Origin of the sequence: Sorangium sp. So ce117 (assembly GCF_051524395.1) — a bacterium.
In the GTDB taxonomy this organism is placed as follows: domain Bacteria; phylum Myxococcota_A; class Polyangia; order Polyangiales; family Polyangiaceae; genus Sorangium; species Sorangium cellulosum_B.
Genome location: NZ_CP150309.1, coordinates 9,769,180 through 9,791,307, shown reverse-complemented (window position 1 = coordinate 9,791,307; position 22,128 = coordinate 9,769,180). Strand labels below are relative to the sequence as shown.

The window sequence follows — 22,128 nt, the reverse complement described above, 5'->3', positions numbered from 1 at the left end:
GCACTCTCGGAGCCAGGTCCTGAACACCCCGACGAGCTCGGGTCCAAAGACCCCTTCCTACCGAAGGGGTCTTTGCGTTTGTGCGCCGCCGGCGATCGCGGGCATCGCGAGGTTGCCGCTCTTCGTGGTGCGCCTCACGTCGCGACTCCGTGCTGTCCAACGATGGCGGGCAGCGATAGGCTGGGCATCTCTTCTCATGTTCATGCTGGCGAAGCGTCTCCTCCTCCCTGCTGCTGTGCTCCTCCCGCTGGCCTGCTCGAGCGAGGCGAGCGACGGTGCCGGGGTGGGCGGGGACGCTGGTGACGACGCGATCATCGTCCCCGAAGATCTCTCCATCATGGCGCTCCCCGGCGGGAACGGCGTGCTCAACGTGATCGCGCTGACTCTCCGCAAAGGACCGACCAACACCGAGCTCTACGCCGCCTTGAGGAACGACGGGGATACCCCGGCATGCAGCGCGGCCCTCTCCGTCGAGCTCTACAACAAGGCTCAGCAGTCCGTGGCATCCGGGATCAACGGGTTGTTGACTCAGCATTTCTATCGAGTCACGGATGGCTCGGACGCGATCGCTGCGTGCGTGGGTCCAGGTGACGTGACCATGACCGCGGTGAGGGACCTGCCCTCGGACATCGCGATCGAAGATGTGGGGTACGTCGTCTACCGGTGCCCCTACTTTGCTCTCGACGTCGTTCCCATCGATGGCCTCACCGTCAGCGACGTGAAGGCCGTGACGGGCGGCGCCGGCACGGTGTACACGGGCACGCTCTCCAACGGACTCGACGTGGCGGTGAGCGACCCCTCTGTCACGGTCTTCTCGGTCAATCGCGTCGGGCGTCCGCTCGGCGTCGCGATCGCCACCGGCACAGTCCAGATTCCGCCGGGTGGCAGCTGGGCCTTCGAGACGAACACCGTGGACATGCCCGGCGCTGATCAAGCCGCATATCCGGCAGGCGCGATGGGAAAGAAGTGAACCATCCGACGGGTCGCTAGGCTATCCCCTGACACGATGCGCCCGTGGGGCGCCGCGACCCGTCGGCGGCTATTCGCGAAGCCCGGCTACTCCTGCGCGCCGTCGGCGATCCACTGCGTGAGCGCTTCGATGTAGTCGGGGGGGATGCACTTGGCATCCTCATCGTTGACGCACTCAAGGGGCATTCGCGGAGTTCCGCCGCACGGCCCCTTCAAGATCTTGATGAGCGCGCTCTCTTCCGGATTTTCGGTATTGATGAGATCGCCGCAATGCTCGGTTACGTGGGAGCTCACCCTCATGTGAAGCTCTCCGTCGAGCATCAAGTTCAGGGGGTTCATATCGTCGTTATGGCAACCCGCCCCGAAACAAGCGTTTTGTATGACGAACTGCAACGTCTCGAACGTCGGCGCTTCCCCGCTGCCGCTGCCGGTCGAGCCGCCGTCGCCACCGGTGCTCGCGCTGGTCGAGCCAGCCCCGCCCGAGCCGCCGGACCCGACCGCGCTCGAGGTAGACACGCTGGCGCTCGTGCTTCCGGCATCCGTGCCGCCGGCGCCTCCAGCGCCGGTATCGTCAGGGTCGTCGGAGCAGCCTGAAAGCGGTGACAGGACGGCGACGAATGCTGCCGCGATGAAGCTTGAGAATCGAAATTTCATGGTTCACGACGAGGATGGTGAGAGAGAAGGTTTAGCTCTCGTTTCCGTGGATCGAAGCAAAGGGCTTCGAGCTTCGGACTGCAGAGGCGACGCGCGATCCGCGTCGCCCGTGGGCAAGAGCTGCGCGAGACGAAGAACGTCCTCTTGTGTGGGTAGAATGAGCAAACGCCACGCGAAAATCAAGCGGTTCGTGGAGGCCATTCTGGCGTACAGCCATGCTGTACGCGTCGATTGACACTCGTGCCTTGTGCGCTCAAGCCGGTCTCACGTGCCCAAGAGCGCCTCTCGAAACCTCCCGTCACCAGGCAGACGGGGCGGGCGCGTCGCGTCGTTGCTCCTCGTCGCACCATGTCAGCAGGGCTCTTCGCCTCGCCAGGCGCTGCGCCCGAGCTCGGTTGCTTGGTTGGTCCGGCACGATCGACGTCGGGGGGAGAGGAGCTCCGGGCGCGATCCGAAAGTCAAGCTCCTCGAAGTGGTTCTCCAGAAGTGGCCCTCCCATCGTACAGCCATGCTGGACGTGCCGGTCGACCTGAAAACCGGCTTGCGCTCAGCGCCCGGGCGCAGCCATCCTGCTCGGCGAGATCCCGCACTCTTCCGACAAGGAACTCCCCGTGACCGCCGCTTCGCTCTTCGAATTGGCAGTGCAGTTTCATCGGGCCGGGCAGGTCGATCGCGCAGAGCTCCTCTATCGCGGCGCGCTCGAGCAAGCGCCCGGGCATGGCGACGCGCTGCTTCTTCTCAGCGTGATCACCGTCCAATCCGGTCGGCTCGCGGAGGCCGCCGCGCTCCTCGAGCGAGCCGTCCGCGTCGCCCCGAACAACGCCCTCTACCTGTCGCATCTCGGCGACGTGTATCGCTGCCTCGGCCGGAGACCCCAGGCGGTCGCCGTGTTGCTCATGGCCGTCGCTCGGAAGCCCGACTTCGCCGAAGCGGTGTTCAACCTCGCTCTCACGTTCGAGGAGCAAGGGGACCTGGACGCGGCGGCGGCGTGCTACGAGCGCGCCCGCGATCTCGAACCTGGGTTATTGCAGGCTGGCGAGCGCCTCGCGAGCCTGAGAGACCAGCGGGGTGCATCCGCCGCCGGGGTCGGTCCGGCGGCGACGCGCAGCCCTGAGTCGAGCTTGAGCGCGTCCGATGCCCTGGCGGCCCTCGGCGAGACATTGCGCCTCGGCGGCCGGTCGGACGACGCCGCGGCCTGGTACCGCGTGGCGCTGAAGCTCAATCCGCGGATGGCCAACGCGTACACTGCGCTCGGCGCGATTCACGCGGACGCCGGCCGTTTCGACGAAGCGATCGACGATCTGCGTCGAGCGCTCGAGATCGACCGAAATTTCCATGTCGCTCGGGATTACCTCGCCGCCGCGCTCGGCGAGTCGGGGCTCCTCGACGAGTCCCAGGCGATGTACCGCGAAGCGGTCGCCCTGTGTCCCGACGACCCCGCCGCGCACAGCGCTCTTCTCTTCAACATGCCGTTCTGGCCGAACGTCACCGAGAGCGACATCCTCGCCGAGGCGCGCGCGTGGAATGCCCGGCATGCCCGCCCCCTCACCGCGCAGGCTCCCCCTCACACAACCGATCGCTCGTCCGACCGGCGGCTCCGCATCGGTTACGTGTCACCCGACTTCCGAACCCACGTCCAGTCCCTCTTCACGATCCCGCTGTTCCAGAACCATGACCACCGGCAGTTCGAGATCTTCTTCTACTCGAGCACGGACAAGCCGGATAGCCTGACAGATCGCATTCGCGGTTATGCCGATGTTTTTCGCGAGGTCGCGGCGCTGGACGACGCTGCCCTGTCCGAGGTCATCCGACGGGATCAGATCGACATCCTGGTCGATCTCACCATGCATATGACCGACCGCCGCGTCCTGGTCTTTGCCCGCCGGCCCGCTCCCCTTCAGGTGTGCTGGCTGGCGTACCCCGGGACGACGGGCCTCGAATCGATGGACTATCGCGTGTCCGATCCCTTCCTCGATCCCCCCGGCGCAAGCACGGACGTCTACACGGAGGAGACCCTTCGGCTCCCCGACTCCTTCTGGTGCTACGACCCGCTCACCGACGTGCCCGACGTGAGCGCTCTCCCCGCTCTTACGGAGGGGAGGGTCAACTTCGGTTGCCTGAACCACTTCAGGAAGGTGGATGAAGGGGTGCTTCATGTCTGGACGAGGGTGCTGGCCGCGGTGCCCAGCTCGCGGCTCACGCTCATGGCGCCTCGGGGAAGGGCGCGGGACCGGGTGCGCTCGATCTTCGAGGAAGGGGGCGTCCAGCTCGATCGGATCGAGTTCGTCGATCGGTGCGGGCGGCTCGACTATCTGCGACGGTACCGCGAGATCGACATCTGTCTCGATACGTTCCCTTCCAACGGCCACACCACGAGCCTCGACGCGCTGTGGATGGGCGTCCCGGTGGTGACCCTCGCAGGTGAAACCGTGGTCGGCCGCGCCGGCGTCTGCCAGGCGATGAACCTGGGCCTGCCGGAGCTCATCGCGACGACGCCGGAACACTACGTTCGGGTCGCCAGCTCGCTCGCCGAGAACCTCGAGCACCTGGACGAGCTTCGCCGAACGCTTCGCGATCGCATGAAGCAGTCGCCGCTCATGGACGGCCCGCGCTTCGCCCGCAATCTCGAGTCGATCTACCGCGACATCTGGCGCCGTTTCTGCGCTCGATCCTGAGGCGAAGGCCGCTCGGCGAACGCGCCCGGCCGAGCGAAAATCAAATACGTTCGCGTACCTGCGGGCATTGTAGGGGTGATGGAGACGCGGCAAGCGCGAGCATTCGGAGGGCGTTCCGAGGGGCAGCCGGGCGTTTGCCTTCACTGAGGCAGGAAAGATACGACCATGGCAAAGCGCGTGAACCGAAGAATCTTCCTCCGCGGGCTCGGCGGGGCTTGCGTCGCAGCGCCGTTCCTCGGCTCGCTCGCCGACCGCACCGTGATGGCGCAGCCGGTCACGCCACCGAAGCGCCTGATCGTGATGTACACGCACTATGGCTGCATCACGACGCGGTGGTTCCCGAAGAAGTCGCACGGCCCGCTCACCGCCGCGGACCTCGAGCCGACGACGCTCAAGCACCTGGCGCCCCACGTCGACAAGCTCCTCATGCCCCGGGGCATCCGCGCGATGAACGAGTGGACGGTGAGGATGGAGCGGGGGCAGGGCAACGATCGCCACTTGCAGGTGAACGGGTCGTACTTCACTTGCCACCCGGTCACTCCCAACAGCAACGACCCGTTCAGCTTCGACCAAAGGACGAAGTACAACGCCCGACCGACCGGTCCCTCGCTGGACCACGTCATCGCACGACAGCTCAGCCCGCAAGGCACTCCGTTGCTCTTGAACACGGCTGGTCAGAATGACGGCGCTTTCTCGGCGATCTCCTACTCCGCCGCCGAGACCTCCTTCAAGGGCCTCAACGTGTCGCAGGCCTTCAGCAGCCTCACGGGCGTCTTCGAGGCGGGGAAGCCGACGTCTCCGGACACCTACGCGGCGATGCGCGGCAAGAGCATCCTCGACATCGTGAAGGACGATCTGCAGAGGCTCGAGCGGCTCGACATGAGCCGCGCCGACAAGCAGAAACTCGCAGCCTGGAAGGAGCTCCTCCACGCGACAGGAAGCGTGGTGGCTTCTTCGCAGTGCGACACGTCCCTCGCCACGGCGCTCGGCGCGACGCAAGAGAACGTCAACCTGGCGAGCACGACCCCGAGCGTCGACGATGTGCTGACGCGGCGAATCTCGGATGGTCTGGACGGAGCGGACCTCTGTTCGAACCTCGCCGTGCTCGCGGCGGCGTGCAACGCGAACCCCGTCATCTTCCTGAAGTACCCCGGGACCTTCTTTTTCCGGGGGCTCGGCCTGAAATACGAGAGCGCCAGCATCTCGGGTCGCCTGGACAATGCGAACATCACGGGGACCTGCGTCCCGGGGGTGATCGACATGCTGCTCACGATCGACGACTACTATGCGAGGAAGTTCGCGCACCTCGTCGGGCAGTTGAACGGTATCGACGAGGGTGACGGGACGCTCCTCGACAACTGCGCGGCCGTCTGGTTCCAGGACGTGTCGGACGGCTGCGCCCGCAACCTCAACAACCTGCCGATCCTCCAGGCCGGCGGCGCCGGCGGCTATTTCAAGACCGGCTGGGCCGTGAACGTCGAGGACGGCTCGCCCGATCTCACGACAGGGAACAGCGAGATCACGTGTGCCGACGGCACGTCGGACCAGGTCGATGGGGGCTCCCAGGAAACGGGGACCGATCCGTCGCTCGCCAACGCGCCGATCAACAAGTACTTCTGCAACTTGATGAACGCGCTCGGCGTCAGGGCAGGCACGGATGGTTTCCCGGCACGGGGCGGTTCGGAGCCGGTGACCCACTTCGGCAGGTACGACCGGACGGAAGACTTCATCGGTGGCGGGACCAATCCTCCCACCATCCACGATCCAGGCGAGTTCGCCGCGCTCAGAGCGAACGCCTGAGCGATCTCGTTCCCGAGCCTGTCGCGCCCTCTGGTGATGAATGCGCCGCGTGCGCCCGGTGCTCCGCGCCCGTGACACGTTCTCGTCAAGGCATGCGCGAAGATTCCACCGCACGGGCGGCCTTTGCAGCGCTTGCGGGCGCCGGCTCCCCGAGTCGGGGGCTCGCCGGTTGGGCCAGCGTTGGAATCATGCGCAGGGGGATCAGCTCGACGCAGGGCGGGGATAGTCACATTATGCGAACGCTGCGGCAACTAGCGTACATCGGTACGGCAACATTTTTGACGTCATCACCTTTTCTCGCTGGTTGCACTGGCGAGATTGCGCCCGGTGAACCTGGGGTCTCCTCCGGTGGCGGGGAGACCTCTGGCACCGGTACGGGGGGTGGGCCGGTGGAGCCGGACCCCGGCGACCCGGATGTCTGCACTCCCGGCATCTGGGCCACGTCCCAGGTCCCGCGGCTCTTGAACCGGGAGTACGACGCGGTGGTGAGGGATCTGCTCGGTGTGACGAGCGTGCCGAACGCTCCCACGGGCAACCCGTCCTCGCTCCTCGTGTCCGACTTCGAGGGCAGCATGACGGACATCGCCTGGAACTCCTACCTCGTGGCCGCCGAGAGCATCGCCGCCGAGGTGATGGCTGGGGCGAACAAGTCCAGGTTCATCGCCTGCGATCCGGCGGCGGCCGGGTGCCTCGAGTCGACGATCCGCGATTTCGGGCGCAAGGCTTTCCGCCGCCCTGTGACGGACGAAGAGGTGCAGCGCTACATGCGGTTCAACGCGCTGGAGCCCAAGGGCACGCCCGCGGAGGTCGCCGAGGCCATCCTGTTCGCCATGCTCGCTTCGCCCTCGTTCATCACGGTCCCCGAGCTGACGGACGACACGGAGAACGGCGCCATCAAGCTCTCCAGCCACGAGGTGGCGACGAGGCTCGCGTTCCTGCTCTGGGGATCCATTCCGGATGACGCCTTGAACACCGCCGCAGACGCAGGGCAGCTCACCACCAGGGAGCAGATCCTCGCGCAGGCGGAGCGGATGGTTCAGGACCGCACCAAGACGGCGCCGATCGTGGCCCTGTTCCATCGTGCTTATGCGGACATTCGTGAGGGTTCGCACTGGGGACAGGTCGAGCACGACACGACCAAGTTCCCCGACTACTCCCCGGACATCGTCGCTCCGATGCTGGCCGAGGTCGACGCCTTCTTCGAGGAGGTGGCGTTCGAGGGGGGGTCGTTCAAGGACATCTTCCTCAGCAACGTAGCTTACGTGAACAAGGACACCGCTCCGATCTACGGGCTCAACGCCGCCGACTATGGCGCGGAGCTGACGCGGGTGGAGCTCGACCGGAACGAGCGGCCGGGATTCTTGACCCGCGTCGGGTTCCTGAGCTCCTACTCGTCCTTTGGCGCCACGAGCCCGATCCTCCGGGGCGCGTACGTCGCCAACAGGCTGCTCGGGCTCACCCTGAAGCCGACGCCGGGCGCGGACCAGACGCCGCGGCCTCCGGGCCCGTTCTCCACGGAGCGTGAGGCCATCGAGGCGCTGACCTCCCCTGCGGGGTGCGTCGATTGCCACAGCAAGCTCGTCAACCCGCCGGGCTTCGTGCTCGAGAGGTTCGACTCGGTCGGCAAGGTGCAGACGAAGGATCCGCTCGGCGGCGACATCGACGCGACGGGCGACGTCTACTTCAGCGACACCAACACGAAGACGATCACGACGCCACTCGAGATGATGGCCGAGCTCGGCGCTGGTGCGATCGCCAAGCGTCACTATGCCGAGCAGTGGGTGTCCTGGGCCCGCCGGAGGGTGCCGAACACGAACGACGCCTGCGCCGTCAACGAGCTCAGCGACAAGCTGTCGAGCGACGGCTATACCATCATCAATTTGCTCACGGATCTTACCCAGGCCGATTCGTTCCGCCTGCGCACCGTCCTCGGGGATTGAGAAGGAATACGACCATGATGAAGAACCTTAATCGAAGAGTATTCCTCCGAGGCCTGGGTGGAGCCGTCGTCGCTGCACCTTTCTTGGGCTCTGTCGCCGAGCGTGACGCCGAGGCGCAGTCGGCCGGCGGCGGCGCTCCGAAGCGGCTGATCGTGCTCTTCACGCACTATGGCTGCCTGACGAACCGGTGGTTCCCGAAGAAGTCCCATGGCGAATTGACCGCCGCCGATTACCAGGCGACGACGCTCAAGCACCTCGCGCCCTTCGCAAAGAAGCTCCTGATGCCCCGTGGCATCCGGGGGATGAACGAGTGGAGCTTCGGGCGGACCCACGGCCAGAACAACGACCCCCACGGTCAGGTCATGGGGTCGTATTTCACCTGCTACCCGGTGACGCCCGAGAGCGACAAGTTCAACGCGAAGTCGACAGGGCGGTCGCTCGATCACATCGCCGCGGAGCAGGTCAACCCCAACGGCGCCGCTCCGCTCGTGATGCAGATCGGCGGGGTGCGGCAGGACTCGTTCTCGAATTTCTCGTACGACAAGCCCAAGCAGATCTTCCCCGGCATCGGGTCTCCGACGACGATCTACAACAACCTCACGGGCCTCTTCGGCCAGGGCCCCGTGTCACAGGATACGTACAAGGTGGTCCGCGGCAAGAGCGTGATCGACGTCGTGCGGGAGGACCTGGAGACCCTCGAGAGGGTCAGGATGAGCCAGGCGGACAAGCAGCGGCTCTCCGACTGGAAGGACCTCCTCCACCAGACCACGAACACGGTCAGGGCCCAGTGCAGCGCCGCCCAGGCAGAGGCGCTCGGTTTGACGGCCCAGTCCGTGCAGGCGGCCTCGCAGGGGGGTGGCCTCGGCATCGACCTGTCGAAGTCGACGAACGTCATGATGGACCTCGCGGTGCTTTCGGCCATCTGCGACCAGAACCGCGTCATCTTCATGAAGTTCCCCGGCACCCTCACGTTCAAGTGGGACGGCATCAATCACTCGAAGGACTCCCATGGCATCTCCCACCGCGTTGGCGACGCCAACATGGGTGGTGATTGCGTTCCTGGTGTCATCGAGATGATCCAGCAGATCGACGACTGGTACGCGAAGAAGTTCGCTTACCTCGTCGGTCGGCTCGACAGCATCGATGAGGGCGAGGGGAAGCTCCTCGACAACACCGCGACCGTCTGGTTCCAGGAAGACTCCGACGGCAACAGCCACAACCTCAACAACCTGCCGATCCTCCAGGCAGGGAGCTGCGGCGGCTACTTCAAGACGGGTCAGGCCGTGAACGTCGAAGGCGGCAAGGCTGACCTGGCCGTCGGTAACAGCGAGGCTGCCTGCGGGCCGGGCCAGACGAAGCTCGAGTTCGGCGAGATCGATGGCACGGGGACTCCGCCGGATGTCGCCACGCAGCCGATCAACAAGTACTTCTGCAACCTGCTGAACGCCATCGGGGTGAAGGCCGGCGCGGACGGCTTCCCGGCGATCGGCGGCTCGGCAGAGGTGACTCACTTCGGCAAGCACGACGACACGAAGCTCTTCGCCAGCGAGACCAATCCAGTGTCCATCAAGGACGCTGGTGAGTTCAAGGCGCTTCGCGCGAACGGCTGAGCGTCGCTCGCGCCGGGGCTGCCGGCTTGGGCGAATTGAAGATTAGGCCCCTCCCCTCAGGAGGGGCCTTTGCTTGGCGCCGGGTCGCAGAGACTGAGATGACCCCGTGTCATTAACACAACGACGCGGAGCTCCGGGGCGGAGCCCGCGTCGTTGTCATCGGCCGCTCACTGCTGCTGCTGCGCGCCGTCGGCGACCCACTGCTCGATCGCGTCGATGTATGCCTGGGGCAGGCACGTGTATTCTGGGCCGGGCTCGCCGACGCATCCATTGGGCATGCGGGCGATATCCCCGCAGGGGCCTTTGAGGATCTTGACGAGGGCGCTCTGTTCTGGCGCGCCGGGGGTGACGAGCGGAATGTCTCCGCACGCCTCGGAGATGTGCGTCGTCAGGGTCGCGTAGAGGGTGTCGTCGTCGAGCAGCCTCGGTTCCGCCTCGCCGTTGTGGCAGCTCGCATCGGAGCAGCCGGTTTGCGCGACGACCGCTCTGACCGTTTCAAAGGTCGGGTCGACCGCCGAGCCGCCACCGCCGGTTGCAGCGGAGGTCGAGCTCGAGGCCGTGGCGCCTCCGGCGCCATCCCCGCCCGAGCCCTGCCCGCCAGACCCGGACGCACTTGAGGTAGTGGTCGTGCCGGCTTCCGAGCTGCCGGTGCTTCCATCATCGGAGCAGCCTGAAAGAGCTGACAGGAGGGTGAGGATCGCTGCGGCGGCAAAGTTTGAGAGTCGAAGTTTCATGGATCGTAATTAAAGTGGTTAGAGAGCAAAGTATAGCCCTCTTTCCGATTGAAACAAATGGAAAGGCTTCGATCCGTCGGACCTTCAAGACGAGGCGTGATCAATGAATGGCTCTGGTGAACTTTTGTGAGCACGTCGCCCGTGGCGCCGGCGGCTCCCGCTCGGTGAAGCGCTGAGCGAGGCCAGGGGTGTCTTCCGGGATGGGAGGTGCTGCGGGGCGGGTAGGCGAGCCAATGCGTTTGAAGATCAAGCGGTTTGTGGCGGCTATCCTCGCATACAGGCGTGCTGCACGCGCCGATTGACGTTCATGCCTGATGCCCTCAAGCCCTATTTCAACTGTCAAAAGTGCTTGCAAATGCCGTCGCTTTGGGCGCTCCGTCGAGCGCCGGAGTCGCGTCCGGCCGCGCAGCGCCATCGGGCACAGCCGAGCACGTCGGGGATGGCGAGGATGCGATGTGGCCCGACGCGAGCAGGGTGGGTACCCTTCGCCCATGCGCGATCCCTTCCTCGTGCCCCCCGGTCCGCTCGTCGATGTCGCCTGGCTCGCAGCGCACGCGGGCGATCCCCGCGTCCGCGTCGTCGATTGCCGCTGGTACCTCGGCGGTCGCCGCGGCGCCGACGAGTACGCCCGCGGGCACATCCCCGGCGCTGTCCACCTCGACGTCGACGCCGATCTCTCCAGCCCGGCGCACGGCGGACCAGGCCGCCACCCGCTGCCCGATGCGGCGGCGTTCGCGCGCGTCCTCGCCCGCATCGGGGTTGTCCCAGGCTCGGTGGTCGTCGGCTACGACGACGCCGGGGGCGCCATCGCCGCCCGTCTCTGGTGGCTGCTGCGCTACTTCGGCCATCCAGGCGGGCGCGTGCTCGACGGGGGACTCCAGGCGTGGACCTCCGCGGGACACAGCCTCTCGACCGCGGCACCCACGATCGCAGAAGCGCCCGCCATGGATCTCGCCCCCGGCGGCGCCCCGGTCGCCGACAAGGTGGCTGTCGACAGGCTGCGCCGCGATTCCGCGGCGGTGATCCTCGATGCGCGCGCCCGCGAGCGCTACGAGGGGCAGACCGAGCCCGTCGATGCCCGCCCGGGCCACATCCCCGGCGCCCGCTCCGCCCCCTTCGTCGAGAACCTCAGCGCCCCCGGGGGCGCCTTCCGCGAGCGAGCGGAGCTCGAGCGGCGCTACCGCGACCTCGGCGCGCTCGATGCAGCCACGGTGGTCTGCTACTGCGGCTCCGGCGTCACCGCCTGCCACGACCTGCTCGCCCTGACGACGCTCGGCCGCGAGGACGCGATCCTCTACGAAGGGTCCTGGAGCGATTGGGCCCGCGACGCCGCCCTGCCCGCGGCCAGCGGCCCCGAGCCCTGAGCGGCGTCAGGCGAGCGCGCGGCCGACGGTGGCCTCGATCGTCTCGCGCAGGTAGCGCGCGGCGAGCGCGACCGTGCGCGCCGCGCTCTCCGGCGTCGGCTGGAGCGCCGGCGCGACCTCCATGACGTCGCCGCCGATCAGGCCGACCTCGCGCCCGAGCCGGCGGATGAGGGCCACGACGAACTCGGGCGACAGGCCGTCCGGCTCCGGCGTCCCCGTGGCGTCGGCGTACGCGGCGTCCGTGCCGTCGATGTCGTTCGAGAAATACACGCCCTCGACGCCGGTGCTCTTCACGTGGGCCACGATGGCGTCGAGCGCCGCCGCCGGATCGGCGCGGCACTCGGCCGCCCAGAACTGCCGCACGCCGTAGCGGCTCTCCCAGTGCTCGCGCGGCTTCTGCGACGCGCGGACCCCCACCTGCGTCAGCCGGCCGCCCCGCCCGACCAGCTCGTTCGCGTGGTACGACCACGTGGCGAAGCAGTACGCGATCCCGAGCCGCTCCTCGAGGAGATCGGTGTGCGCGTCCGGCTGGACGATGCCCCACGGCCGCTTCCGCGCGCGGGCGAGCGCGCGCGCGACCGGCAAGGCCGTGGAGTGATCGCCGCCGAGCACGATGGGGGCGACGCCCGGGTTGATCGAGAAGACGAGATCGAGCGCGCGCTCCGCGATGGAGAGCGGCGAGACCGGCAGCCGCGACGCCACGGGCTCGGGTACGCCAGGGTAGAGCGCGCGGCGCGACGCGGCCTTCTGCGCCTCGGAGAGCATGTCGTCGTGCAGGAGCTGCGGCACGACGAACACGTCGCCGATGTCGACGAGCCCGACCTGGCGCGCCCGCTCGGGGAAGTCCGGGAAGGCGTCGAGGAGCGCGGTCCGGATGGCCTGCGGGCCCATGTTGGAGCCGCGGAGGAACCCCGCGCCGACGTCGGAGGGCACGCCGAGCAGGACGGCGCGCGCACCGGCGATGCGGTCGAGCGACGCGCGGAACCGCGCGAGGACCTCCTCCTCGGTCGCGGCGCCGTAGAGCCGCCGCTGGACCTCGATCTGCTGCGCGCGGCCGGTCGAGACGAGGTAGAGGCCTCCGGCCGCCGGGCGCAGCAGGAGCGCGAGCTCTTCTTGCGGGGTCATGCCGGACGAGGGTACGCGCCCCTCAAAGGTCCGCCAGCGAAAGGGCGGACGGAGGGAGAGGGAAGCGCTCGGCCGTGAGGTGAGGGACCGGCGCGCTCATCGCGGCGGGCCAGCTGGCGCCGCACGCGACGACCCGGAGCGCGCGCAGCACCCCGGCGTGCGCGACAAGGAGCGGCGGGCGCGCGCGGGATGCGACGTCCGCGTCGGCCGCGACGGCCGCGACGTCCACGCCATTCACGCCGCGCGGGGTGCCGAGCTCGCGCCAGATCGACCGCACCCTGGACTCGACGTCGAGCGCCGACTCGCCACCGGGCGGCCCGACGCGCTCCCAGCCGTCGAGCCACGCGGCGTACGCGGCCGGATCGTCGCGCTCGATGTCCGCAAAGGCGCGCCCCTCCCACGCGCCGTAGGAGATCTCGAGCAGGCGATCGTCGATCGCGCGCGGCACCCCGAGGCGCGCCGCGAGCTCGGCGGCCGGGAGCGCGCAGCGGGAGAGCGGCGACGAAAAGACCACGCCGGGGCGGACGCAGAGCTCGTGGAGCGCGCGCTCGATCGCGGCCGCTGCAGCCTCGGGGGGGAGCTCCGCGGCGACGTCGAGGCGGCCGTAGCAGACGCCGGAGAGCGCGACGGGGGCGTGGCGGAAGGCGAGGAGGCCGTGGGCGAGGGGATCCACGCGCGCGCCCGCGGCTCAGCCGCCCCGCACGAGCGCGAGGGCGAGCAGCGCGGCGCACTCGGCGATCTGCTGCGCCGCGCCCAGGAAGTCGCCCGTGAGCCCGCCGGCGCGGGCGTGGAAGCGGAAGCCGCAGATCGCCGCGGCGGCGGCGGCCGCGACGAGCATGCCCGCCGCCTCGGCCGCCGTGAGGGCCCCGGCGGCGTGCGCCGCGGCGAGCGCGAGCGCCGGCCAGAGCGAGCCGAGCAGCGCCTGCGGGAGCGCCGCCTGCGCCACCGGGCGGCTGCGCGAGCCGCTCTGGGTCACGTAGGGCAGCGCGACCATCAGCCAGATCGGCGGGGTGCGCGAGAGGCACTGCGTCAGCACGAGGGCGACGGGCGCCGCGGCGTCGAGCCGCGCGAGCAGGGCGACGCGCAGCACGAGGACAACGACGAGCGCCGCCGCGCCGAACGCGCCGATGCGGCTGTCCTTGAGGATCTCGAAGATCCGCGCGCGATCGAGCGCGCCGCCGAGCGCGTCGGCCGTGTCCGCGAGGCCGTCCTCGTGGAACGCCCCGGTCAGCAGCAGCCCGAGGGCCACGGTGACGCTCGCCGCGACGAGCGCGCCGCTCCGATCGACGAGCAGCCACACCGCGGCCTGGACGGCGCCGAGCGCGGCGCCCACGAACGGGAACCAGGCAGAGGCCCAGCGCCAGTCCGCCTCGGCGTAGGGGAAGCCGCCGACCGGGACGCGCGTGAGGAAGGTCGCCGCTGCGCGGGCGCCGCGCAGCACCGGCGGCGTCGTCATGGAGTCCCGGGCCGCGCGCGATCCGGCACGCTCGCGCTCGCGAACGTCGCCATGCCGGCGTGGAGGGCGCAGGCCGCGTCGAGGAGGGGCAGCGCGGCCAGCGCCGCGCTCGCCTCGCCGAGGCGCATCCCGAGGTCCAGCAAGGGGCGCGCGTCGAGCGCCGCGAGGACGTGGGCGTGGCCGCGCTCGGCCGAGCGGTGGGCGAAGATCATGCCCGACCGCGCCTCGGCGCACATCCGGACGAGCGCGAGCGCCGCCGTCGAGACGATGAAGCCGTCGACGAGCACCGCCATGCGCCGCTCGATCGCCCGCGCCATGGCGCCCACCAGCGCGGCGATCTCCTTCCCGCCGACCGCCTGCACGACGCGGTGCGGGTCGGTGCGCTGGACGCCCGAGGTCTCCTGCGCGCGTCGCGTCGCGTCGCGCACGACCTCGATCTTGCGCGACAGCGCGTCGCCGGAGACGCCGGTCCCCGCCCCGACGACGTCCTCCGGCGCGATCCCGAGGAGCAGCGCCGTGATGGCCGCCGCCGCCGTTGTGTTGCCGATGCCCATGTCGCCGAGCAGGACGACGCGCGTGTCGCCCCCGAGCGCGTCGATCTCCGCGGCGCCCGCGCGGAGCGCGCGCTCGTAGACGGCCTCCGAGAGCGCGTCCTCGATCCGCAGGTCGCCGATGGGATCGTCGGCGACCGGATCGCGCCGCAGCCGCGCGCCATCGCCGCCGTCCACGCCCTCGTACGGGTGGGCGACCCCGACGTCCACGACCCGCAGATCGACACCGAGGTTCCGGCAGAGGACGCTGGCGGCGGCGCCGCCGCGCACGAAGTTCGCCACCATCGCCGCCGTGACCTCTGGCGGGTACGCCGACACGCCGTGCCGGGCGACGGGGTGATCGGCGGCGAAGAGAACCGCCGCCGCGGGCCGGCTCGCAGGCGCCCCGCCCTGGATGCCGGCGAGCGCCACGGCGAGATCCTCGAGCACGCCGAGGCTGCCGCGCGGCTTGGTCAGCGTGTCTTGCCGCGCCCGCGCCGCGCTCACCGCGCTCGCGTCGAGCTCCGGGAAGACCCAGTGAGGCGAGAGAGCCATGTCCGGGTTCTCTACTCCGACACGCCGGCGAGCGGGCACGGCGATGCGGACTCCTTCACAGGAACAGGAGTCCTTCGGTCCTATCGGTGGAGCTGAGGGGGATCGAACCCCTGACCTCATGACTGCCAGTCATGCGCTCTCCCAGCTGAGCTACAGCCCCGGTCGTTGGGAGCGGGATATCTACAGCCTCTCGCACCGCTTGTCTCTACTTTTTTTCGACCGGCGCGCTTTTGTGTCCGAGGGCGTCGGTTCGCGGCTGTTTGCGCGTGTTTGCGTGTGTTTGCTCCCGTTTGCGCGTGTTTGCGCCCGTTGCCGGGTGGGTGCTCCCAGCGGCGAGCTCCGCGCGGCCTGGCGGCGATGCGGCCGCCGGGCCGCAGGGGCGCTCAGAAGTTCATCAGCTTTGCCAGGTAGTACTTCATCGTCTCGGTCGTCCCGCCGCCGATGCGGAGGAGCCGCTGATCGCGCCAGGCGCGCGCGATCGGGAAGTCCTCGATGTAGCCCCAGCCTCCGTGGAACTGCAGGCAGGTGTCCACGACGTCGTTCGCCACGTCGCCGGCCAGGATCTTCGCCATCGAGATGAGCTTCACCGTCTCGAAGCTGATCGGCACCTTCCGCACGTAGCGCTCGTCGTTGTAGTGGTCGACGCACTTGTAGGCGAACGCGCGCGCCGCCTCGCAGCGCGTGTACAGGTCCACGAGCTTGTGCTGCCACGACTCGCGCTTGATGATCGGCTTGCCGAACGCCACCCGCTCGCGCCCGTACTCGACCGTGCCGTCGAGCGTCATGAACGAGCTCGCGATCGCGCTCACCGCAGCGACCAGCCGCTCGGTCTGGAAGTTCTGCATCAGGTACGCGAAGCCCTGATCGGGCTCGCCGAGCAGGTAGCGCCCCGGCACCCGCACGTCCTCCAGGAAGAGCTCCGCGGTGTCCGAGGACTTGTTGCCGATCTTCTTCAGCTTCTTCGCGACGTTGAAGCCGCGGAGCGCCGTCGGCACGAGGAAGAACGAGCAGCCGTGGGCGCCCTTGTCCGGCGACGTCTTGGCGAGCAGCGTCACGAAATCGGCGCGCGTCCCGTTCGTGATGAACGTCTTCTGCCCGTTCAGCACGTAATCCTCGCCGTCCTTGCGCGCGATCGTCCGGATCCCGGCCACGTCGCTGCCGGCCGCCGGCTCGGAGACGCCCAGCGCGGCGATCTTGTCGCCCGCGAGCGCCGGCTTGAGGAACTCCTCGATCTGCTCCTTCGTGCCGATGTCGCTGATCACCGGGGTCGCCATGTCGCTCTGCACGAGCAGGCCCATCGAGACCCCCGCCATCGTGCAGCGCACGAGCTCCTCGGCCTTGGCCGCCGAGAACCAGTAGTCGAGCCCGGCGCCGCCGTGCTCCTCCGGGAAGTGCGCGCCCAGGATCCCGAGCTCGCCGGCGCGCTTGAACACCCAGCTGGGGAAGCACTCCGACGACTCCCACTCCTCCACATGAGGAGCGAGCTCCTTCTCTGCGAAGGCCCGCACCGTCTTCCTGAACTGCTGATGTTCTTCCGTGAACGGCTGCCACATCGCGAACCCCTCCTCGCCGGCACGACCGAGATGATTCGTACACGAAACATTTTCCAGCGCAAGCGCTGCACCTCCGCGCTTCTGCCGCGCCTGGTCCGCCGAACGGGCCGCGCGGAGCCCCATGGAAAACGAGGGCCGATGGCGCGGCGCGCGACCGTGCGGGCCGCGGCGCGAGCGGCGCGAGCGTCAGAAGAACCGCCGAAGAGCGAAAAATGAATCGGCACGCGCATCCATCCACGCAGTCTGCCGGCTCTGCTAGCCTCCGGGCCACATGCGACTCCTCGTCCTGTCCCGCAACGCGTCCCTCTATTCGACGAGCCGGATCGTGCTCGCGGGGCGCGCGCGTGGTCACGACGTCAGCGTCATCGATCCGCTCGATTTCCAGATCGTCGTGTCGCGCGGCCGCCCGTCGTTGCTCGTCGGTGGTTCGGCGGTGCCCCGCTTCGACATCGTGATCCCGCGCATCGGCGCCAGCATCACGAACTACGGCCTCGCCGTCGTCCGTCAGTTCGATCTCATGGGCGTCCCCGTCCTGAACGGCGCCGTCTCGATCGCGAGGAGCCGCGACAAGCTGCGCGCGCTCCAGCTGCTCACGCGCCGCAAGCTCAACGTGCCGATCACCGTGTGCGCCCGGAACCCGGCCGGCGTCGAGGCGGCGCTCTCGCTCGTCGGCGGCTGCCCCGCGATCGTGAAGCTCCAGCAGGGGACCCAGGGCATCGGCACCATGCTCGCCGAGACGCCCCACGCCGTGCACGCGCTGCTCGAGACGTTCTGGGCCATGGGCCAGGACATCGTGCTCCAGGAGTACGTGCGCGAGTCGAAGGGGCGCGACATCCGGGTTATCGTCGTCGGCGGCCGCGTGGTCGCCTCGATGCGCCGCGTCGCCAAGCCGGGGGAGTTCCGCTCGAACCTCCACCGCGGCGGCAAGGGCGATCGGGTGAAGCTGCCGCGCGCCTACCGTAGCGTCGCGATCCGCGCCGCGAAGGCGATGGGCCTCGAGGTCGCCGGCGTCGACATGCTCGAGGCGCGCTCCGGGCCCAAGATCCTCGAGATCAACAGCTCGCCCGGCCTGGAGGGGATCGAGCGCGCGAGCGGCGTCGACGTCGCGGGCGCGATCATCAGCTACGCCGAGCGGTACGCGGCGGAGCAGCGCGGCCTCAGCCGCCGCACGCTCGAGGCGCGGATCGCCGAGGTGATCCACGACGAGCGCATGCCGGCGCCGCGCCGGCTGAGCCGCGCGGCGGCCGAGAACGGGGCGGGCGCGAGCCGCCGGAAGGCCGCGGCGCTCACCGGCGGGAGGGGCGCGCGGAGGGTCCTCTCGTGACCCTGCGGGTCGAGGCGGCCGGCGATGCGGTCGTCCTGACCATCGATCGTCCCGAGCGCAGGAACGCCATCGACAGCGACTTCGCGGGCCGCCTCGGCGAGGCGATCCGCCGCGCCAGCGCCGACCCGCGCGTGCGCGGCGTCGTGCTCACCGCGACGAGCAGCGACGTCTTCGTGGCGGGCGGCGACATCCGCGAGCTCCACGCGCTCGCCGCCGGCGGCGCGGACGGGGGCGAGGTCCTCCGGCTGTTCGAGGGCCTCGCGGCCTTCGAGGAGAGCGAGGTGCCGATCGTCGCCGCCGTGCAGGGCGACGCGCTGGGCGGCGGCTGCGAGCTCTTGCTGCTCTGCGATTTCGTCGTCGTCGAGGAGCACGCCGCGCTCTCGTTCCGGCACGTCAAGATGGGCCTGTCCCCGGCCTGGGGCGGGCTGACGCGGCTCTGCGAGCGGGTGGGGCCGCTCGCGGCGGCGCGGCTGCTCCTGACGGCGGAGAGGATCGACGCCGCCGAGGCGCTCCGCGTCGGCCTCGTGAGCGAGGTCGTCCCCACCGGCGCGGCGCGGAGCCGGGCGATCGCGCAGGTCGGCCGCATCGCCGGGGGCCCGCGCGCGTCGGTCGCGGCCATGAAGCGGTCCCTGCACAAGGTGCGCGAGGCGCTGCGCGCCTCCGCCGCCGAGGTCGAGCGACGGGCGTTCGCCGAGCAGTGGAACGGCCCGGAGCACCGGCGTGCGATGGATACGTTCCTGAGCAAGAAGTGACGGTGACGCGGCGTGGAGGGCGCGGAGCGGCAGTACCCTGAGGGCGCCGAGCCCCCGCCGGAGGGCGCGGAGCCCGCGCCGGGGAGCGCCGAGTTCGCGCCTGCGATCGCCGAGGCCGCGCCTGCGAGCGCGCTGCTCCCGCCGGCGCCGCCGACGATCGAGCACTTCATCGGCCGCCGCCCGCACCTGCGCGCGCTCCAGCGCGCCGCCGAGGCCCTCGTGCTGGAGCGGCCCGTCGCGGTGCTCGTTCACGGCGCCGCGGGCATGGGCAAGAGCGCGCTCATCCACCACTTCTTGATGGGGCTCCGCCGCGACAAGGGGCCGGTCATCCTGCGGGGGCGCTGCGCGCTCGCGGCGGCCGAGTCCTACAAGGCGTTCGGGGGCGTGATGGAGGCGCTGAGCCGCTTCCTCCGGCGGGTCTCGCGCGATGATGTGGAGCGCCTCCTGCCGCGCGACGTCCGCGCGCTCGCCCGGGTGTTCCCGGTGCTCTCGCGCGTGCCGGCCGTCGCGTCGGCGCCGCGCGCGTGCGAGTCGCCCGACGCGCAGGAGCTGCGGCAGCGCAGCTTCGCCGCGCTCCGCCAGCTGCTCTGGCGCATCGCCGAGCGCAGCCCGCTCGTCGTGGCGATCGAGGACCTGCAGTGGAGCGACATCGACAGCGTGGCGCTCCTGCTCGAGCTCACGCGGCCCCCCGACGCGCCCGCGATGATGTTCCTCGGCAGCTTCCGGGACGAGGACGTCGCCACGAGCGCGCCGCTCCGCGCGCTGCTCGACGGGATGGGCCTCGAGCGCCGGGACGCCGAGGCCGAGACCGCCGGCGCGCGGGGGCGGATCGAGTCGGCGCGCCGGGACGGCGAGCTGCGCGAGATCGCGGTCGGCCCGCTCTCGCCGCTCGAGGCCGAGGAGCTCTCGCTCGCGCTCCTCTTCGCGCGCGACGACGTGACCCGCGCGCGGGCGGACGCCATCGCCCGCGCCTCGCGGGGCAACCCGCGGCTGCTCGGCGAGCTCGCCCGCGACGCGCAGGAGCTCTCGGGCGAGGACGGCGCCCGGGGCGACGCCGCGTGGGGCAGGGCGCTCGACGCGCGGCTCCGCCGCCTGCCGGAGCACGCGCTCCGGCTGCTGGAGGTGATCGCGGTCGCCGGGGAGCCGATCGACGCGGCGGTCGTGGCGCGGGCGGCGAAGCTCCGCGACGACGAGCTTGCCCCGGCGATGACGCTGCTGCTCATGGAGGACCTGATCGCCGCGCGGCGCGCCGGCGAGGGCGAGCTCGTCGAGGCGTCGCACGACAGGGTGCGCGCGGCCGTGGTCGGCCGGCTCGGCCCCGAGCAGCTCGCGGCGCGGCACCGGAGGCTGGGGCGGGCGCTCGAGGCGCTGGGGACGGCGGACGCGGAGGCGCTCTCGCGGCACTGGCTGGGCGCGGGCGACGCGGCGCGGGCGGGGCGGCTCGCCGAGCGCGCGGCCGAGGAGGCGGCGGAGGCGCTCGCGTTCGAGCGCGCGGCGCGGCTCTACGAGCTCGCGCTCGGCCTGCGCTCGCGCGAGGCGGACGTCCCCGAGGCCGAGCGGCGCGCGCTCGGCGTGCGGTGCGCCGACGCCCTGGTCAACGCGGGCAAGAGCGCCGAGGCGGCGAGGATCTACGCGGCGGCGGCGGAGGGGGCGGACGGCGCGCTCTCGCTCGAGCTCCGCCGGCGGGCCGCGGAGCACTACCTGCGGAGCGGGCACATCGACGAGGGGATCGAGCTCGTCCGCGCCGTCCTCCGGGCCGTCGGCCTGTCGTTCCCGGAGACGCCGCGGCGCGCGCTGGTGGCGCTGCTCCTGCACCGGGCGGAGCTGCGCCTCAGGGGCCTCCGGTTCCGCGAGCGGTCCGAGGCGGAGGTGCGGCCGGAGGACCTCGCGCGCATCGACGCCTGCTGGACGGTGACGGTGGGGCTGTCCGGCGTCGACATGGTCCGCTCCGCGGAGTTCTCGGCGCGCGCCCTGCTGCTCGCGCTGCGGGCCGGTGAGCCGTACCGCGTCGGCCGCGCGCTCGCGTTCGAGGCCTCGTCCGCGTGCATGATGGGGGCGCCGGGCCGGGCGCGCGCGGAGGAGCTCGTCGCCGCGGTGCGGGCGCTCTCGGAGCGGCTCGACAGCCCGCACCTGCTCGGCCTGTCGATGATGGTGTCGGGCATGCTCGAGGCGTTCACGGCCGGGCGCTGGAAGGCGGCGTCCGCGTGGTACGAGGTGGCCGACGAGCTCCTGCGCGACCGCTGCGCAGGCGTGTCCTGGGAGCTCGCGACGACGCAGCTGATGGCGTCGTGGGCGCGGTACTACCGCGGGCAGATCGACGCGCTCGCGCGGACGACGCCGGCGGTGCTCCGCGCCGCCGAGCAGCGGGGGGATCTCTACGCGGTGGCGATCTTCAGCGTGCAGGCGACGTGGGTGGCGCTCGCGTCGGACGACGTGGCGGGCGCGCGCGGCGCGATCGCGGAGGCGCTGTCGAGGTGGACGACGTCGGGGTTCCACCTCGAGCATTTCGTCGGGCTGCTCGGCGAGACCTACGTCGACCGGTACGCGGGCCGTGCCGGCGCCGCGATGAAGCGCCTCACGGACGCCTGGCCGAGGATCGAGGGCTCGATGCTGCTGCTGATGCAGAACAGCCGGGTGATGGCCCACGTCGAGCGCGCGTGCACGGCGCTCGCCGTGGCCGAGGCGGCGCCCGAGCCGGAGCCGCTGATCCAGGCGGCGCTCCGGGACGCCGCGGCGCTCGCCCGGGAGAAGACGGCGTGGTCGGACCCGTTCGTGCCGCTGATCCGCGCGGGCGCTGCCGAGCTGCACGGCGACAGGGAGGGGGCGATCGCGCAGCTGGAGGCGGCGGCGGCCGGGTTCGACGCGGCGGATATGCCGCTCTACGCGGCGGCGGCGCGGCGCCAGGCGGGCGAGCTGCTCGGCGGGGAGAAGGGGCTCCAGCGGCTCCTCGTGGCGGACGCTGTGATGGCGCGGGAGCGGATCAAGAGCCCGGCGCGGTGGGCGGCGATGCTGGCGCCGGGCTTCGGGCGGGGCGAGCGGGTCGGCTGGGGCTGAACCTGGCGTCGACGGCCGGGTGGCCGCTAGCTC

At 70.3% G+C, this 22,128-nt stretch carries 16 protein-coding genes and 1 tRNA gene; 9 read left to right on the top strand and 8 right to left on the bottom strand.

Annotation, left to right across the window (positions count from 1 at the left end):
* Positions 1–124: 124 nt before the first annotated feature.
* Positions 125–970 (top strand): FxLYD domain-containing protein, encoded by an 846-nt coding sequence (locus WMF46_RS36710; RefSeq protein WP_437981471.1) that lies wholly within the window; start codon positions 125–127, stop codon positions 968–970.
* Between the two features lie 86 nt (positions 971–1,056).
* Here WMF46_RS36710 and WMF46_RS36705 read toward each other — a convergent pair whose 3' ends face one another.
* Positions 1,057–1,623: a hypothetical protein gene (locus WMF46_RS36705; RefSeq protein WP_437981470.1), complete on the bottom strand. Its 567-nt coding sequence runs from the start codon at positions 1,621–1,623 to the stop codon at positions 1,057–1,059.
* A gap of 611 nt (positions 1,624–2,234) precedes the next feature.
* Here WMF46_RS36705 and WMF46_RS36700 point away from each other — a divergent pair.
* The 4 genes from WMF46_RS36700 to WMF46_RS36685 all read left to right on the top strand — a co-directional run bounded on the left by WMF46_RS36700 (position 2,235) and on the right by WMF46_RS36685 (position 9,648).
* Positions 2,235–4,298: a tetratricopeptide repeat protein gene (locus tag WMF46_RS36700; RefSeq protein ID WP_437981469.1), complete on the top strand. Its 2,064-nt coding sequence runs from the start codon at positions 2,235–2,237 to the stop codon at positions 4,296–4,298.
* Between the two features lie 165 nt (positions 4,299–4,463).
* Positions 4,464–6,098, top strand: a complete 1,635-nt coding sequence (locus tag WMF46_RS36695) for a DUF1552 domain-containing protein (protein ID WP_437981468.1) — start codon at positions 4,464–4,466, stop codon at positions 6,096–6,098.
* Positions 6,099–6,487: 389 nt separating this feature from the next.
* Positions 6,488–8,038: a DUF1592 domain-containing protein gene (locus WMF46_RS36690; protein ID WP_437981467.1), complete on the top strand. Its 1,551-nt coding sequence runs from the start codon at positions 6,488–6,490 to the stop codon at positions 8,036–8,038.
* Positions 8,039–8,052: 14 nt separating this feature from the next.
* Positions 8,053–9,648 carry a DUF1552 domain-containing protein gene (locus WMF46_RS36685; protein WP_437981466.1) on the top strand — a complete coding sequence of 532 codons (1,596 nt, stop codon included), beginning with the start codon at positions 8,053–8,055 and terminating at the stop codon, positions 9,646–9,648.
* 167 nt (positions 9,649–9,815) lie between these two features.
* On the opposite strand, the gene WMF46_RS36680 is transcribed toward WMF46_RS36685, so the two are convergent.
* Positions 9,816–10,382, bottom strand: coding sequence for a hypothetical protein (locus WMF46_RS36680; protein ID WP_437981465.1), 567 nt, complete (start codon positions 10,380–10,382; stop codon positions 9,816–9,818).
* Positions 10,383–10,873: 491 nt separating this feature from the next.
* On the opposite strand from WMF46_RS36680, the gene WMF46_RS36675 reads away from it, so the two are divergent.
* Positions 10,874–11,746, top strand: coding sequence for a sulfurtransferase (locus WMF46_RS36675; protein ID WP_437981464.1), 873 nt, complete (start codon positions 10,874–10,876; stop codon positions 11,744–11,746).
* A gap of 6 nt (positions 11,747–11,752) precedes the next feature.
* Here WMF46_RS36675 and WMF46_RS36670 read toward each other — a convergent pair whose 3' ends face one another.
* The 6 genes from WMF46_RS36670 to WMF46_RS36645 form a co-directional block, all read right to left on the bottom strand.
* A complete protein-coding gene (locus WMF46_RS36670; RefSeq protein ID WP_437981463.1) occupies positions 11,753–12,871 on the bottom strand; it encodes an arginase family protein in 1,119 nt (372 codons plus the stop codon).
* 22 nt (positions 12,872–12,893) lie between these two features.
* On the bottom strand, positions 12,894–13,544 hold the full coding sequence (locus tag WMF46_RS36665; protein WP_437981462.1) for a histidine phosphatase family protein: 651 nt from the start codon (positions 13,542–13,544) through the stop codon (positions 12,894–12,896).
* A 15-nt stretch (positions 13,545–13,559) separates the two neighbouring features.
* On the bottom strand, positions 13,560–14,327 hold the full coding sequence (locus tag WMF46_RS36660) for an adenosylcobinamide-GDP ribazoletransferase (RefSeq protein ID WP_437981461.1): 768 nt from the start codon (positions 14,325–14,327) through the stop codon (positions 13,560–13,562).
* Positions 14,324–15,412: a nicotinate-nucleotide--dimethylbenzimidazole phosphoribosyltransferase gene (gene cobT, locus WMF46_RS36655; protein ID WP_437981460.1), complete on the bottom strand. Its 1,089-nt coding sequence runs from the start codon at positions 15,410–15,412 to the stop codon at positions 14,324–14,326. Before cobT ends, WMF46_RS36660 begins: the two co-directional genes overlap by 4 nt.
* An 87-nt stretch (positions 15,413–15,499) precedes the next feature.
* Positions 15,500–15,572 (bottom strand) — tRNA-Ala (locus WMF46_RS36650).
* A gap of 223 nt (positions 15,573–15,795) precedes the next feature.
* On the bottom strand, positions 15,796–16,965 hold the full coding sequence (locus tag WMF46_RS36645) for an acyl-CoA dehydrogenase family protein (protein WP_437981459.1): 1,170 nt from the start codon (positions 16,963–16,965) through the stop codon (positions 15,796–15,798).
* A 271-nt stretch (positions 16,966–17,236) separates the two neighbouring features.
* Between WMF46_RS36645 and WMF46_RS36640 the strand changes: the two genes are divergently transcribed.
* Genes WMF46_RS36640 through WMF46_RS36630 form a run of 3 tightly spaced genes read left to right on the top strand, consistent with a single transcriptional unit; the run spans position 17,237 to position 22,095 of the window.
* Entirely contained in the window at positions 17,237–18,289 is a 1,053-nt protein-coding gene (locus tag WMF46_RS36640) for a RimK family alpha-L-glutamate ligase (RefSeq protein WP_437981458.1), read from the top strand.
* The gene (locus WMF46_RS36635; RefSeq protein ID WP_437981457.1) at positions 18,286–19,041 is read left to right on the top strand and encodes an enoyl-CoA hydratase/isomerase family protein; all 756 of its coding nucleotides are present in this window, start codon (positions 18,286–18,288) and stop codon (positions 19,039–19,041) included. The genes WMF46_RS36640 and WMF46_RS36635 overlap by 4 nt, the downstream gene beginning before the upstream one ends.
* Before the next feature lie 12 nt (positions 19,042–19,053).
* Complete coding sequence (locus WMF46_RS36630) at positions 19,054–22,095, top strand: ATP-binding protein (RefSeq protein ID WP_437981456.1); 3,042 nt, start codon at positions 19,054–19,056, stop codon at positions 22,093–22,095.
* The last annotated feature ends 33 nt before the right edge of the window (positions 22,096–22,128 follow it).

What these genes read in the sequence shown, in the direction of transcription:
- WMF46_RS36705 (WP_437981470.1), bottom strand. Translation starts at nt 1,623, where the DNA reads ATGAAATTTCGATTCTCAAGCTTCATCGCGGCAGCATTCGTCGCCGTC.
- WMF46_RS36695 (WP_437981468.1), top strand. Translation starts at nt 4,464, where the DNA reads ATGGCAAAGCGCGTGAACCGAAGAATCTTCCTCCGCGGGCTCGGCGGG.
- WMF46_RS36685 (WP_437981466.1), top strand. Translation starts at nt 8,053, where the DNA reads ATGATGAAGAACCTTAATCGAAGAGTATTCCTCCGAGGCCTGGGTGGA.
- WMF46_RS36680 (WP_437981465.1), bottom strand. Translation starts at nt 10,382, where the DNA reads ATGAAACTTCGACTCTCAAACTTTGCCGCCGCAGCGATCCTCACCCTC.
- WMF46_RS36675 (WP_437981464.1), top strand. Translation starts at nt 10,874, where the DNA reads ATGCGCGATCCCTTCCTCGTGCCCCCCGGTCCGCTCGTCGATGTCGCC.
- WMF46_RS36670 (WP_437981463.1), bottom strand. Translation starts at nt 12,871, where the DNA reads ATGACCCCGCAAGAAGAGCTCGCGCTCCTGCTGCGCCCGGCGGCCGGA.
- WMF46_RS36660 (WP_437981461.1), bottom strand. Translation starts at nt 14,327, where the DNA reads ATGACGACGCCGCCGGTGCTGCGCGGCGCCCGCGCAGCGGCGACCTTC.
- cobT (WP_437981460.1), bottom strand. Translation starts at nt 15,412, where the DNA reads ATGGCTCTCTCGCCTCACTGGGTCTTCCCGGAGCTCGACGCGAGCGCG.
- WMF46_RS36645 (WP_437981459.1), bottom strand. Translation starts at nt 16,965, where the DNA reads ATGTGGCAGCCGTTCACGGAAGAACATCAGCAGTTCAGGAAGACGGTG.
- WMF46_RS36640 (WP_437981458.1), top strand. Translation starts at nt 17,237, where the DNA reads ATGCGACTCCTCGTCCTGTCCCGCAACGCGTCCCTCTATTCGACGAGC.